Annotated in this window: 11 protein-coding genes; 6 read left to right on the plus strand and 5 right to left on the minus strand. The window is 56.2% G+C overall.

From position 1 onward, the window contains the following. Nucleotides 1-44 precede the first annotated feature (44 nt). The gene (locus tag F8562_RS01615) at nt 45-1631 is read left to right on the plus strand and encodes a TerC family protein (protein ID WP_014838960.1); all 1587 of its coding nucleotides are present in this window, start codon (nt 45-47) and stop codon (nt 1629-1631) included. A gap of 239 nt (nt 1632-1870) precedes the next feature. On the opposite strand, the gene asmA is transcribed toward F8562_RS01615, so the two are convergent. The 4 genes from asmA to alkA all read right to left on the minus strand — a co-directional run bounded on the left by asmA (nt 1871) and on the right by alkA (nt 6022). Next, nucleotides 1871-3718, minus strand: a complete 1848-nt coding sequence (gene asmA, locus F8562_RS01620) for an outer membrane assembly protein AsmA (protein WP_014230076.1) — start codon at nt 3716-3718, stop codon at nt 1871-1873. Between the two features lie 27 nt (nt 3719-3745). After that, nucleotides 3746-4327 carry a dCTP deaminase gene (gene dcd / locus F8562_RS01625; protein ID WP_004852489.1) on the minus strand — a complete coding sequence of 194 codons (582 nt, stop codon included), beginning with the start codon at nt 4325-4327 and terminating at the stop codon, nt 3746-3748. A gap of 90 nt (nt 4328-4417) precedes the next feature. Next, a complete protein-coding gene (gene udk, locus F8562_RS01630; protein WP_004122537.1) occupies nt 4418-5059 on the minus strand; it encodes a uridine kinase in 642 nt (213 codons plus the stop codon). A gap of 114 nt (nt 5060-5173) precedes the next feature. Continuing rightward, entirely contained in the window at nt 5174-6022 is an 849-nt protein-coding gene (alkA, locus tag F8562_RS01635; RefSeq protein WP_014838961.1) for a DNA-3-methyladenine glycosylase 2, read from the minus strand. Between the two features lie 136 nt (nt 6023-6158). On the opposite strand from alkA, the gene yegD reads away from it, so the two are divergent. Continuing rightward, nucleotides 6159-7511, plus strand: coding sequence for a molecular chaperone (gene yegD, locus F8562_RS01640; protein ID WP_014838962.1), 1353 nt, complete (start codon nt 6159-6161; stop codon nt 7509-7511). 90 nt (nt 7512-7601) lie between these two features. Here the strand turns inward: yegD and F8562_RS01645 are convergent, their stop codons facing one another. Then, nucleotides 7602-8885 carry a citrate synthase gene (locus tag F8562_RS01645; RefSeq protein WP_014230079.1) on the minus strand — a complete coding sequence of 428 codons (1284 nt, stop codon included), beginning with the start codon at nt 8883-8885 and terminating at the stop codon, nt 7602-7604. A gap of 841 nt (nt 8886-9726) precedes the next feature. Here F8562_RS01645 and F8562_RS01650 point away from each other — a divergent pair. The 4 genes from F8562_RS01650 (at nt 9727) to F8562_RS01665 (ending at nt 13619) form a co-directional block, all read left to right on the plus strand. Continuing rightward, nucleotides 9727-11688, plus strand: a complete 1962-nt coding sequence (locus tag F8562_RS01650; RefSeq protein ID WP_014838964.1) for a sensor histidine kinase — start codon at nt 9727-9729, stop codon at nt 11686-11688. Beyond that, nucleotides 11685-12383, plus strand: coding sequence for a response regulator transcription factor (locus F8562_RS01655; protein ID WP_014230081.1), 699 nt, complete (start codon nt 11685-11687; stop codon nt 12381-12383). Before F8562_RS01650 ends, F8562_RS01655 begins: the two co-directional genes overlap by 4 nt. Nucleotides 12384-12752: 369 nt before the next feature. Beyond that, complete coding sequence (locus tag F8562_RS01660) at nt 12753-12893, plus strand: small membrane protein (protein ID WP_032451537.1); 141 nt, start codon at nt 12753-12755, stop codon at nt 12891-12893. A gap of 108 nt (nt 12894-13001) precedes the next feature. Continuing rightward, nucleotides 13002-13619: a helix-turn-helix transcriptional regulator gene (locus tag F8562_RS01665; RefSeq protein ID WP_042934387.1), complete on the plus strand. Its 618-nt coding sequence runs from the start codon at nt 13002-13004 to the stop codon at nt 13617-13619. The last annotated feature ends 240 nt before the right edge of the window (nt 13620-13859 follow it).

The raw sequence follows: 13859 nt of genomic DNA on the forward strand, positions 1-13859 counted from the left end.
GATCGATTCATGGCACTCTTAGGTTGTAAAGGTTTTAACTGAATATGGAATGGATTGCCGACCCCTCTATCTGGGCCGGGCTCATTACGCTTGTCGTTATTGAACTGGTACTCGGTATTGATAATCTGGTCTTTATCGCCATTCTCGCGGAAAAACTTCCTCCCGCGCAGCGAGACCGGGCCCGCGTCACCGGTCTGCTACTCGCAATGGTGATGCGCCTGCTGCTGCTGGCTTCGATCTCCTGGCTGGTCACGCTAACCAAACCGCTCATGACCTGGCACGATCTGAGCTTTAGCGCCCGCGATCTGATTATGCTGTTTGGCGGATTATTCCTCCTCTTCAAAGCCACCGTTGAACTTAACGAACGGCTGGAAGGGAAAGATAGCGATAACCCGACCCAGCGCAAAGGCGCCAGGTTCTGGGGGGTGGTAGCGCAAATCGTAGTGCTTGATGCCATCTTCTCTCTCGACTCGGTGATAACCGCGGTCGGCATGGTTGACCACCTGGCGGTCATGATGGCTGCGGTGATTATTGCCATTAGCCTGATGCTGATGGCCAGTAAAGCCCTCACCCGCTTTGTTAACAGCCATCCGACCATCGTTATTCTCTGTCTGAGCTTCCTGCTGATGATCGGCTTTAGCCTGATTGCCGAAGGCTTTGGTTTCCCTATTCCTAAAGGCTACCTGTACGCGGCTATCGGCTTCTCGGTCATGATTGAATCCTTCAACCAGCTGGCGATTTTTAACCGCCATCGCTTTCTCTCGGCCAACCTGACGCTACGCCAGCGAACTACCGAAGCGGTGATGAATCTGTTGAGCGGGCGCAAAGACAGTAGCGAGCTGGATAGCGAGACCGCCTCGCTGGTTGCCGATCGCGACGATAACCCACTCTTCAATCCGCAGGAACGGCGGATGATTGAGCGGGTACTGAATCTCAATCAGCGTACCGTCAGCAGCATCATGACCTCGCGTCATGACATTGAACATATTGATCTCAGCGCGCCGGAAGAGGAGATTCGCGCCTTACTCGACAAAAATCAGCATACCCGCGTCGTGGTTACCGGCGGCGATGATGACGAGGATATGCTTGGCGTCGTGCACGTGATCGATCTTCTGCAGCAATCATTACGTCATGAACCGCTCAATCTGCAGGTTCTGATTCGTCAGCCGCTGGTGTTCCCGGAAACGCTGCCGCTGCTTCCTGCGCTGGAGCAGTTCCGCAGAGCCAGAACCCACTTCGCCTTTGTGGTCGATGAATTTGGCTCCGTAGAGGGGATTGTGACGCTCAGCGACGTCATGGAGACCATCGCCGGAAATCTGCCTAATGAAGCAGAAGAGATCGATGCCCGTCACGATATTCACAAAAACGGCGACGGGAGCTGGACGGTCAACGGGCATATGCCGCTGGAAGACCTGGTCCAGTCCGTTCCTCTGCCGCTGGATGAGAAACGTGAATACCATACGGTTGCCGGTCTGCTGATGGAGTACCTGCAGCATGTGCCGCAGGAAGGTGAAGAAGTGAAACTTGACGGCTACGTGCTGCGCACGCTGCAGGTGGACAGCCATCGGGTACAAAAAGTACTGATAGTGCCGCCGGCGCAGGATGAAGATGAACTGGACTATGAAGTGTGATGCTCTCTTCGATGAAGCATCAAAAGCCGGACGCAGGCGGGTTAATCGATTTTTAAGGGTCTGCTAATCTTTCTGCCGGGTAGTGGCTATCGCCTTACCCGGCCGTCAAAACCTAAACGCTCAACACATCCCTCGTTAGCCGTAGGCCCACGCAGGCGAAGCGCCGCCGGCAATTCCAGAGGAATGCGCATTGCCGGCAATCTTAGCACGATGCGCTTCTTCTGCTTTTCCTGGCTAACTTACAGTTTGTCGAGCAGCTTCTTCACATCCTTGCCGTCCTGGGTGTTTTTATTGCGTTCAGCCCATTCGCTGAGCCGTTTCCTGGCTTCATCCTGCAGCTGCTTGCGGAGTATCTGGTCAACCTGCAGGCTGTAGCTCAGCGTCTGCCAGTTACCATAAATTCGCAAAGGGATCGCCGTCTGCTTGAGCCTGTCGATGAGTTTGCTTTCGCCCTTCCAGCCGCCCAGTACCCGCACGTTGAAGAGCATATCACAATCTTCTTTCAGCAGGTTGAGCTCACCCTGACCGGTCAGCGCCATCATGTCAGATTGGCCCTGCATATGCGTCAAGGTGACCAGCCCATTATTTAGCGCAAACTCGGTGCTGACAGAGTCCAGACGGGTCGCATTGTCGTAATTTTCCTGCGCCTGAACGTTGGTGCTGCGCTCGACGGCCTGCTGTACCAGCTGCTGGAAGTTGAGCCCTTCAGTGCGCGTATCAGTGAGCTGCGTTACCGCCTGCCCCTGCCAGCTGCGGCGGAACTCGTCGGCATCGATCTTACCGCCGGAGAACTCGCCGGTCAGCGAGAGCTTACCGGTGAGGTTTATCGAATAATTAAACGCTTTCAGAATCGAGCCGATCTCGACGTTGTCGAGTTGCGGCTGGAAAGAGGCATGCGGCGTTGCGCCCCGCGCGTCGAGCGAGCCGGGGAGCGAGAGTCGTCCACCGTCCAGGCTCCCCTGCATCTGATGAATCGTCAGCAGCCCCTGCTGGTTGCTGATTTCACTTTTCACCTGGGTAAAGTGCATTCCCCGCCACTGCAGCTGGTCAGCCGTCAGGTTCAGCCGGGCGTTAAAACCGCGCAGGGCGTTGTAATCCTGCTGAATATCGTTATCCGCAATAACCGGGCGTAGCTGCCTGTTCTGGCTTTGTCCCTGCTGGTTAACGCTATTATCGCCAGAGGCGGAGGCATGAGAAAGCAGGCTATCGAGGTTGAGCGTGCCCGCCTGAAGGTTCAGCGTCCAGTCAGGCTGGTCGCCCAGCACGACGCTGCCGTTGCCGGCAATGGTGCTGCCGTTAGCCGTTAAGTTCAGCCCATCGAAGCTGAGCTTTTTCGCATCCTCGACCCAGCTGGCCTGCATGCTGGCCTGGCCGCTAATCCCTTCTGGGGGAAGCTCCGCGCCGCGAAGCTGCCAGTTGAGTTGTGAAATATCCGCCTTCAGAGAATGAGGATAATCACCGCCCTGCACCTGGGCGGAGAAAGAAAGCGCCAGATCGCGCTGATCGCGGTTCACCCGGCCAGAGAAATCGACCGTGGCGCGATGGCTGCTGTCCTGCTCCATCTGCAAACGGATATCGCGCACCGTAACCTGCTCGCCATCTTCATGCTGAAAAAAGAGCACGCTATCGGCAATCTGTAGCTTCTGGACATCATACGACCAGCCGCGATCCTCCGGCACCTGAGGCAGCGTATTGTCGTGCGGGACGACCGGAGCCCCCTTGCTACGCACGGCTTCGGTTTTGGAGGTCAGCTGGATCACCGCGCCCTTCAACATCACCTGCTTGACCTGCAGCTGATGGGAGATCAGCGGCAGCAGCCCGACGTCAAGGCGCATATTATCCGCGCGAATAACGGGTTCTTCAGCACCCGGCGCGGTCAGGGTCATGCGGCCCGAGAGAATGCTGAGCTGCGGCCAGACGTGCCAGCGCAGCGGCCCATTGAGCTCGAGCTGATAGCCGCTACGATCCGCCACCTCTTTAACCATATAGGCGCGAAAATCGTTGGGGTTGACCAGCAATACCAGCGCGGTAAGACCGGCGACAACTACCGCCAGTAAGATCATCAGCGTGGTCAGAATTCGTCTCATGGCATCCTCAGCAAACCGCTAAAATTATCAATCCTTGTCGATTCGACTCGCTACCGCGCCCTGCTGGTCGCGATATTTCGCATCTTCGCGGCGATTATAAGGCCGCATCGCCGGCCCGGATAACGGCTCAAAACTTAACGCCCCGATCAGCATCCCCGGACGCAGCGCCAGCGGCAGCTTACCCGAATTATAGAATTCCAGTACGATGCAGCCGGACCAGCCCGGATCGATGCGGTGCGCGGTGACGTGCACCATCAGGCCCAGACGCGCCAGCGAAGAACGGCCATCCAGCCAGCCGACGAGATCCGGCGGCAGGGTGACCGATTCAAAGGTCACCGCCAGCGCCAGCTCGCCCGGATGCAGGAAGAACGCTTCACCATCCGGCAGAACAATCTCTTCGCTCATCACGCGATCCAGGGCCGCGCTGACTTCCGCTTTAGGCCCGCTCAGGTCAATGAAGCCCGCCGTGTGCCCGCGGAAAGTCCGAAACTTATTTCCCAGCCGAACATCGACCGTCGCGCCGTTAATGCGCTCAACGGGCGGGCGCGGGTTAATGGCCAGACGCCCCTCATCCAACCAGGCTTCTATATCTCGGTCGCACAGACGCATGAACGTTCTCCTTTAAGGCATTGCGCCCCTACGCCTTCCGGGGATAAGGGCAAATTGGCTTCTCTTTGCACGTTACACAATTCGTTCGTGTTATTCAAAGAACTGACTGATTTTGGCCTTCAATATATCGATGGCGATACGGTTCTTACCGCCGCGAGGCACGATAATATCGGCATACTGTTTGGAAGGGTCGATAAACTGCAGGAACATCGGGCGCACCGTTTTCTGGTACTGCGCCATTACCGAATCCATCGAACGCCCACGCTCGTTAACGTCTCGCTTGATGCGCCGCATCAGGCAGATATCCAGCGGGGTGTCGACAAAAATGGAGAAACTGAGTTCGTTGCGCAGGCGGGCGTCGGTCAGCAGCAGAATCCCTTCGAGAATGATGACTTTCTTCGGTTCAATATGGATGGTTTCCGGCATACGGGTATGCTCAACGTAGCTATACACCGGCAACTCTATCGGCTGGCCGCTTCTCAGCATCTGCAAATGCTGAAACAGCAGACTATGATCCATGGAGCTTGGGTGGTCATAGTTGGTTTTTACACGCTCTTCCATCGACAGATGACCTTGATCCTTGTAATAGCTGTCTTCCGGAATAACGCCGATATGTTCATCGCCGACCTGTTCACGTAATTCACGATATAGCGTACTGGCGATAAGGCTTTTGCCCGAAGCCGATGCGCCGGCGATGCCTATAATGACGCACTGATGAGACGTATCAGTCATAAATTTTTGCGACCTGATTAACCTGGGAATGTAGGAAGGGTGGCGGTTGACCGCCAAACGCCGCAATTATAGGGATTTCAGCGCGTCGATACCAGTGCTAAGCGCCTCCCGGGTCTATTCCTCCACCGGCGACCAGCCTTGCGTATACCAGATATGCAGTAAAGCGTACGAGCGCCAGGGGTGCCAGCGGCTGGCATAGCGCGCAATCCGCGCCGGCGTCATGCCGGGAAAACGCTGTTTAATCAGATAATCATCCGCCAGGAAGATATCCGGCGCCTGCCAGCCGCGCAGCGCGAAATAGTTCGCCGTCCAGCGGCCTATGCCGGGCAGCGTCTGCAGCTGCTTTATTCCGGCGTCGATATTCTCCGGCGCGGAGAGGGGGAGATCGCCGCGGATCGCCGCCTGCGCCAGGTGGATCAGCGCCTCCGCGCGCCGCAGGGGCATGCCCAGCGCCTTTAGCGCCAGCGGATCGGCCTGCGCCAGCCGCTGCGCGCTCGGGAAGAGATAAAAGCCCGGCGCGTCGGTCAACGGTTCCCCGAAAGCGGCCACCACTTTCCCGGTGAGCTTTGCCGCCATGGCCACGCTCACCAGCTGGCCGAGCACCGCCCGTACCGCTTGTTCAAACGCATCCAGGGAGCCCGGCAGACGAAGCCCCGGCCTTGGCAGCGCAAGGCTTCCCAGCGTCAGGGCAATCTGCTGCGGGTCGCAGGACAAATCAAATAAACGCGCAACCCGCGCCAGGCACGCCTCCGCGACCGGCTGCAGCCCGGCGGAAAGCGTCACCCGCATGCCCTGCGCGGCGTCATCCGGCGTCACCGTGATAAGTCCGGCGTGGCCATTCAGGGCGAAGCTGCGGCAATAGCTGTCGCCGACAAAAGTTTCAATTCCCTGCACCGTACGCGCGCCAAGAAAATGAAACATCCATTGCCAGTCGTAGGGGGAATGCCAGGGTAGCAGCGTCATCATTTCTCCTTTTTTAGCGCTTCAATCATAGCGGCTCCGCGCCGCCTGCGCCTTGCTTTTAAATTCCAGTTGTCGCAGTGCCGTCAATCCGCTAAAGTCGCCCCCCTTCTTCACCGGCATGGGGATTTTGCAGGCTATGTTTATTGGTTTTGACTACGGTACCGCTAACTGTTCAGTGGCGGTGATGCGCGACAATACGCCGCAGCTGCTGACGCTGGAAAACGGCAGTTCACTACTGCCATCAATGCTTTGCGCGCCGACCCGCGAAGCGGTCAGCGAGTGGCTCTACCGCCATCACGACGTCCCGCCCAACGGTGATGAAAACCAGGCGCTGCTGCGTCGCGCGATAAGCTTCAACCGCGAGGAAGATATCGACGTACTCGGCAACAGCGTGCAGTTTGGTCTCGCTTCGCTGCATCAGTACGTTGAAGATCCGCAAGAAGTCTACTTCGTAAAGTCGCCGAAATCGTTTCTCGGCGCCAGCGGGCTCAAGCCGCAGCAGGTAGCGCTGTTTGAAGACTTAGTGTGCGCCATGATGCTGCATATCAAACTCCAGGCGCAAACGCAGCTGCCGGAAACCATCGATCAGGCGGTTATCGGCCGCCCGATTAACTTCCAGGGACTGGGCGGCGATGATGCCAACGCCCAGGCGCAGGGCATTCTCGAACGTGCGGCAAAGCGCGCGGGCTTTCGTGACGTCGTGTTTCAGTTTGAACCGGTCGCCGCCGGTCTGGATTTCGAAGCGACGCTGAGTGAAGAAAAACGCGTGCTGGTCGTCGATATCGGCGGCGGAACCACCGACTGTTCGCTGCTGTTGATGGGGCCGCAGTGGCGGGAAAAAGCCGATCGCCAGCAAAGCCTCCTCGGCCACAGCGGCTGCCGCGTCGGCGGTAACGACCTGGATATCGCCCTGGCCTTTAAATGCCTGATGCCGCTGCTGGGGATGGGCGGCGATACCGAAAAAGGCATCGCGCTACCGATTCTGCCGTGGTGGAATGCGGTGGCCATTAACGACGTGCCGGCGCAGACCGACTTTTACAGCGCCGCCAACGGTCGCCTGCTTAACGATTTGCTGCGCAGCGCCCGCGATAGCGAAAAAGTCGCGCTGCTGCTGAAGGTCTGGCGTCAGCGTCTGAGCTATCGCCTGGTGCGCAGCGCGGAAGAGAGTAAAATCGCCCTTTCCGCGCAGCCGAGCGTCACCGCGGGGCTGCCGTTTATTAGCGACGAGCTGGCGACAGCTATCAGCCAGCAGGGTCTGGAAGCTGCGCTGGATCAGCCGCTGGCCCGGATCATGGAGCAGGTTCAGCTGGCGCTGGATAACAGTAATGAAAAACCGGACGTGATTTACCTGACCGGCGGCAGCGCTCGCTCGCCGTTGATTAAAAAAGCGCTGGCGGCGCACCTGCCGGGTATTCCGGTTGCCGGAGGCGATGATTTTGGCTCGGTTACCGCCGGGCTGGCCCGCTGGGCGCAGGTGATGTTTCGCTAAACATCCGCTGCGTTCCCGCACCACAGAACGCAGTGAATTTGTAGCCCGGCGCAGCGCAGCGCGAGCCGGGCTAAATCTTCCCGATTGCCGTCACCCTTCACGCCGCGAAACGTAATCCCGCCGCTTTTCGCCGGTATAAATCTGCCGGGGGCGATAAATATTCAGCGGCGCTTCGTGCATTTCGTTCCAGTGCGCCACCCAGCCAAGCGTTCTGCCTACGGCGGTAATCGCCACAAACATCGATGAAGGCAGCCCCATCGCTTTAAGGATCACCGCGGTGTAGAAATCCACGCTCGGCGACAGGCCATTTTCAACAAAGTAGGGGTCAGTCAGCGCCACCTCTTCAAGGGCCATCGCCACCTGTAGCGGCATATCGGACATCCCCAGTTCCTTCAGCACCCGGTGACAGGTTTCGCGCAAAATAGCGGCGCGCGGATCAAGATGACGGTAGCGAGAGTTACCGAATCCCAGACGACGAAACGCCTGCGGATCGCGTTTCGCTTTGCTCAGAAACGCCGGAATTTGGTCGACGGTGTTGATCTCCTCCAGCATCCGCATACTGGCTTCGTTCGCCCCGCCGTGGGCCGGTCCCCATAAAGAAGCGAGCCCGGCGGCAATGCAGGCAAAAAGATTCGCCCCGGAGGAGCCCGCCGCCCGGACGGTGGTCGTCGATGCGCACTGGCCGTGGTCGGCGTGCAGCACCAGGATCTGGTTCATCGCCTGCTCAATCACCGGATTCAGCTGATACGGCTCCGCCGGGATAGCAAACAGCATATGCAGGAAATTCCCCGCGTAGGAAAGATCGTTGCGCGGATACTGCGCCGGTTGCTCAATAGAAAACTTATAGCTCATCGCCGCCAGCGTCGGCATTTTCGACAGCAGGCGGGTGGCGGCCAGCGCGCGGTGCTCGGGATTTTCAACGTCCAGCACATCGTGATAGAACGCCGCCAGCGTGCCCACCAGAGCGCACATTAAGGCCATCGGATGCGAGTCGCGCCGAAAGCTGCTGCACATGCGGCCAATCTGCTCGTGTACCAGGCTATGGCGGGTAATCGTGTTTTTGAACGACTGATAGCTGGCTTCGTCAGGCGCATCGCCCCGCAGCAGAATCCAGGCTACCTCAAGGAAGTCGCACTGGCGAGCCAGCTGATCGACCGGATAGCCGCGGTGCAGCAAAACGCTGTTTTCGGTATCAATCCAGGAGATGGCCGACGTACAGCCTGCGGTGTTAGCAAAACCGGGGTCGAAACTGCATATACCTGCGGACGCCAGCGGACGAATATCCATGCCGGGATAGCCCTGCGTCCCTGAGACCGTACTCAACGGAATGGACTGTTGTTCATCCAAAGACAGCGTTAGCGATTTCGTCGTCATCCTGTCAGGTCTCCTTGCACAACGAGTGAATGATTTACCTGGTCATTTTTCCAGGCGGAATAACCAACATAACCACAGTCGTCCGCGGATTCTTTGATGTAAATAACCAAAACATTGATAAAGGACCGCTATTACGGGTGGGGAAGAAACAGAAAATCGCCCTTTCAACCGCATAAAATACGCTTACCCCGAAATTACCCTCATCTAAATTCTACTATCACGCCTTAGAATACTGATTTTATTTCATCACAGGTCAATATATAACCATTTTATTTTTTTGCCCGCATAAATCCGCTACTCGCACGCGGTGCCATGGACTGCCGGTGTCAGTTTTTTATCACACGCTCGTCGGCGGTCTTTTATGAGGGTCTGTGCGACCGGTCATCCCATCAGCCGCGGTGGATTCATCGCCAAATGCGCCTCACTCGCCGCAGATATTGTCCGTTATCGTTATTTCAGCGTAAATTAAACTTGAATATAACCCGCTGCTTTTATATGCGCTGATTAAATAATCTAATGCCAATTTTATATAGCTATCGCGTCAATTTATGGCATAACATCATAAACTCGTATGCTGCGCCTGAACTTTCAGGTTGCTTATTATGCACCTCCCCCCTACGTTAACGTTGATTGAGAATCTTCTTACAGCAGGTCTGGCCAGTTACCCGGCGTGCAGATAACGCTGGAATAATATCTTCGGCACCAGCAGAATGCTGCGTTGCCCGGCCCTGGACGTTTATTTCCCGAATGCGGAGGGGTACCTGTGCCTGCGGCAGCGTTCCTCTGCGTTTATACCGTCTGATTGATTAATCCATGCCACAAGGGGGCGTGATTGAATCGTTTGTGCGCTTTTTATGATCTTATTCGCAGGAGCCGCAGCGCGCATTTCTGGGCATGGTGCGGCGTCATTATCGCTCTGCAGATAGGGGCGCCAGCACGCGCGGAGGTCCGCCAGCTGGGTATTGATATTCCGGTCTACTGGTACGCCGACGCCAGCGACACGCTGACCCTCAACGCCTTTCTTTCGCTCCCTGAAGAGGCGCTAAAAACGGCGCCGCTTATCCCGTCGTTCGGCTACTCGACAAAGGCCTACTGGCTACGTACTTCGCTCCCGGCGGCCTTATTTGCTGGCGAACAGCGCTGGCTGCAGCTCGGTCCGTCGTTTGTCGATCGTTTGACCGTGTTTTATCGCCCCTACGGCAGCGACAGTCCATGGCGACAGAAAGAGTTTGGCGACCATGCGTCTGCCCGGGATAACGATCTCGACTACCGCGAAAGCGTACTGATTTTGCCGCCCCCGCCGACGGCGGCTGGCTACGAGATGGTATTCCGTCTCCAGAGCAGCAGCACCCTGATTCTGCTGGCGACGCTCTCCTCGCCGCAGGAGTTCGTGCGTTCGGCCACGCTCGATACCGCTTTCTGGAGCTTCTATTTTGGCCTGGCGGTAATTGCCAGCGGCATCGCCCTGTGGCTTGCCATCGCGCTGCGTCGGCGCCTGCTGTGGGGGATCTGCCTGTTCTCGCTAAACTATCCGCTCGTCGCGGCCCTGCATGGCTACCCGGAGTGGTTATTTGGCAGCGCCCTGCTGCCGGTTCAGGATTATATGATCAGCTGCCTGTCGCTGGTGAGCTACGCCACCGCGCTGTGGCTGCATAGCGAAGTTTTCGATCTCAAGAAAAATATGCCGCGGCTGCATCAACTGCTGCTGGCGGCGATCGGTTTAAACATCGTTCTGCAAATCAGTATTCCGCTGGGCTTTTACGGCCTGGCGATGCAGATAGAGGCCGGGATATTTTTTATCGCCGCCCCTATTCTGTTGATCACGTCATGGATGCTGTGGCGGCGCAAAGCGATTGATATCAATACGCTGCTGCTGGGGCTGCTGCCGCCGATATATGTCGTCTCCGCCGGGCTGGCACTGCTCTCTATCCACGGCGTCATTCCGTTTCATAATGGGGTCTATTCCACCTGGCAGTACGCGCTGATTATTCATATCGTCACCGTCCTGATCATCGCCGTACTGCGGGTGCGGGCGGAAAACCGGACTCTGGTACGCAAGCAGCAGCTGGCGCGAGAGCTACAGATTGAACGCGAGGCCAGCTTCCACCAGCGCCAGTTTATGGGAATGGTGGCGCATGAGTTCAGAACGCCGCTGGCGATCCTCCAGGCCGCGCTGGAAAACCTGCGCCTGTGCCCCGCAACGGTGACGCAGAGCTCGCGCCTCGACCGCATGCAGCGGGCGACAACCCGTCTGGTACAGCTTACCGATAATTGCCTGGCCGACGCCCGGCTCTCCTCGAGGGACCTGCACGCCGACAGGCAGGATGCAGCGCTGCTGCCGGTCATCTATATGGCCGCGACGGTCGTGGATCTTTCGCTTAACCATTATCTGGATGTCACCCTTGAGGGGCAAACTGTGGGTCCGGACTCCCCTTCACCGGTGCTGTTTATTGATAGCGGGCTACTGTGTATCGCCATCGCCAACCTGCTCGACAACTCGGTGAAATATGCCGCCTCCGGGGAGATAAGCATCGAGATTTATCCGCAGGAAAAACACGTGGAATTACGCATTGGCGATCGCGGTCCCGGCATTCCGCCTGAGCAGGTCGAGCATATTTTCGAGCGCTATCGGCGCGGCGAAACGGATACCGCAACGCCGGCCGGGACCGGGCTTGGCCTGTATGTCGCCCGACAAATCATCCAGGCTCACGGCGGGGACCTGTGGCTGGCAGAGAACACGTCGACCGGATGCAAATTTGCGCTCACGCTCCCGGCTAACGGACAGCAGAAGGACACATCATGACATTACGCGTCGCAATCATCGAAGATAGCGCTGATTTACTCGACGAGCTGCTGGCTTTTCTGCGCCATCGCGGCTTCGATGCCTGGGGCGTGCGCAGCGCCGAAGCCTTCTGGCGGCAGCTGCATCGCGATCCGGTTGATATTGTGCTTATCGATATTGGCTTGCCGGGTGAGGACGGCTTTAGCGTGCTGGACTATTTGCACGAAATTGGCCAGTTCGGCCTGGTGGTGGTGACCGCCAGAGGGCATGAGCAGGATCGGCTCCAGGCCTTAAACGCCGGCGCCGATCTCTACCTCATCAAGCCGGTCAACTTTTCCGACCTCGCGGAGAGTATTCAGGCGCTTGGCTCCCGGCTTCGCCAGCAAAAACCGACGGAACGCGTCAACCCGCCGCCATCAGCAGAGCGGCCAGCGCCGTCTCACTGGGTGCTCCAGAACGAGCACCTTGTGGCGCCGTCTGGGCTGGCCCTGCCGCTCACGCAGCAAGAGTACCGGCTGCTGGAAGTGTTAATGCGTAACCGCAATGAGGTCTGCAGCAAGGTTGACCTGCACACCTCTCTGTTTACCGATGAAGGCGAACCGGAACTGCACCGAATCGACGTCGTGATCAGCCGCCTGCGCCACAAGGCCCGCCTTCACGGTATCACCCTGCCGATTCGCGCGATTTTTGGCAAAGGGCTGGCGTTTCTCTCCTGACCTTTCCCCGGCCAGCAGCAGCAGCAGCGCTGCCGGTCAGTATTCCGCCATCCGCGCGGCGTCATTGCGAAGTTGTTTTCAGTTTTGCTCCTCTTGTTAATTTTTTTCAGTTTTTGAGAGGAATGAGAGAAATGAGACTGACAGCACATTAAGAATTTTCTTACATTGACATGGTGTCGCTAGCGTACCGGCCCAAAGCGTCCCTGAGCGAACCGACTATTGCTGATCCAGCGATAGCTGAATTCAGGACGCTTGCCGCGCGCTTTTCGTACGCGTATCGCGAGCACGGTTTAAAGAAGAGTATAAAAATATTCCCGTGCCGGCGAGGTACATTTTTAACACCTAAAATTAAGTTAAAGGATATCTATCATGGCCATGCAAACATGGTTAGCCTTATTGCTGTGCATATTTTGCCTTTGCGTGTCTGTTTACAGCCTTGTTTCCTATATCAGAGACAGGAGAAAACAAAAATTTCCGTTTTCAGCTAAGAATTCATCGCGCAGAAAATAACTAAAGCCCCGCGAATAGTAACCAAATCTGTCCAGCTGCAGCCACCGCATACGCCCGGAGGATTGATCACAACATGGCGTTATGTTGATTTATCAGGGAAATAACGCCATGAAAAAAATAAACATCGCTATCAACACCAGGAATACTTTTCTCCGAGAGTCGTTGGTTGCCATAGTCAATGAGCTCATCAGCCGCAGCGGCAACCTTAAAGCCGCTTTTTCTTATAAGCATAATGATTTTTTAGATAAGGATATCATCATCGCTGAAGTTCTTCCCGGCGAGATCTATCTGTGCAATACCAGTATTAAGAACCGTAAAAAAAACAGTTCGGTGATTATATTACACAGCTATGACAAACTTCCGGAAAAGGAGCTGATCGTCAACTGCCTTAAGGGCGTTACCTTTGTCTCAATCAAAGCCGTTAATATCGATAAGATGTTTGAAATTATTGCCCACGAGCTGAAAAGAAGTGAACTGCTTCCTCTGACGCAGAAGATCGACTCGCCGCTAATTTGCACAAACTGCCCGCATAAGATGTTGTCCAAATCGCAGGTAGCCGTCGCCACCGGCATTATTCATGGCTTTGATATCGGTAAAATTTCTGCTCTCAACAAAGTCACTCCCAAAACCATCACCTGGCACAAAAGCAAAATTATGGAAAAATACAGCCTTAATAACAATTATGACTTTTTCCAGTTTATTAACTTATTAAAAGAGCGCTGGTAAACGCGCGCACGCGCCATCGACGCTCGCATTATGTACCGTAAAATTAAGAATTTGCTGGCTTGCGAGGAACGGGATTCCGAAAAAGATCGGTAAAATGAAAAACATCTACTCAGGCGTTACGGGCAGCGGGTAACATGACCCGGTTCCCTGGTATGAAAATACCGGAGCGTATTTTTATACAATAAAAAATGCCTCTACCAGGGAATCTGTTACTTCGTCACATTGCCCCTGGCGTGCCTG

The organism is Klebsiella sp. RCJ4 (assembly GCF_009025755.1).
Lineage (GTDB): Bacteria > Pseudomonadota > Gammaproteobacteria > Enterobacterales > Enterobacteriaceae > Klebsiella > Klebsiella michiganensis.

What these genes read in the sequence shown, in the direction of transcription:
- F8562_RS01615 (WP_014838960.1), top strand. Translation starts at nt 45, where the DNA reads ATGGAATGGATTGCCGACCCCTCTATCTGGGCCGGGCTCATTACGCTT.
- asmA (WP_014230076.1), bottom strand. Translation starts at nt 3,718, where the DNA reads ATGAGACGAATTCTGACCACGCTGATGATCTTACTGGCGGTAGTTGTC.
- dcd (WP_004852489.1), bottom strand. Translation starts at nt 4,327, where the DNA reads ATGCGTCTGTGCGACCGAGATATAGAAGCCTGGTTGGATGAGGGGCGT.
- udk (WP_004122537.1), bottom strand. Translation starts at nt 5,059, where the DNA reads ATGACTGATACGTCTCATCAGTGCGTCATTATAGGCATCGCCGGCGCA.
- alkA (WP_014838961.1), bottom strand. Translation starts at nt 6,022, where the DNA reads ATGACGCTGCTACCCTGGCATTCCCCCTACGACTGGCAATGGATGTTT.
- yegD (WP_014838962.1), top strand. Translation starts at nt 6,159, where the DNA reads ATGTTTATTGGTTTTGACTACGGTACCGCTAACTGTTCAGTGGCGGTG.
- F8562_RS01645 (WP_014230079.1), bottom strand. Translation starts at nt 8,885, where the DNA reads ATGACGACGAAATCGCTAACGCTGTCTTTGGATGAACAACAGTCCATT.
- F8562_RS01655 (WP_014230081.1), top strand. Translation starts at nt 11,685, where the DNA reads ATGACATTACGCGTCGCAATCATCGAAGATAGCGCTGATTTACTCGAC.
- F8562_RS01660 (WP_032451537.1), top strand. Translation starts at nt 12,753, where the DNA reads ATGGCCATGCAAACATGGTTAGCCTTATTGCTGTGCATATTTTGCCTT.
- F8562_RS01665 (WP_042934387.1), top strand. Translation starts at nt 13,002, where the DNA reads ATGAAAAAAATAAACATCGCTATCAACACCAGGAATACTTTTCTCCGA.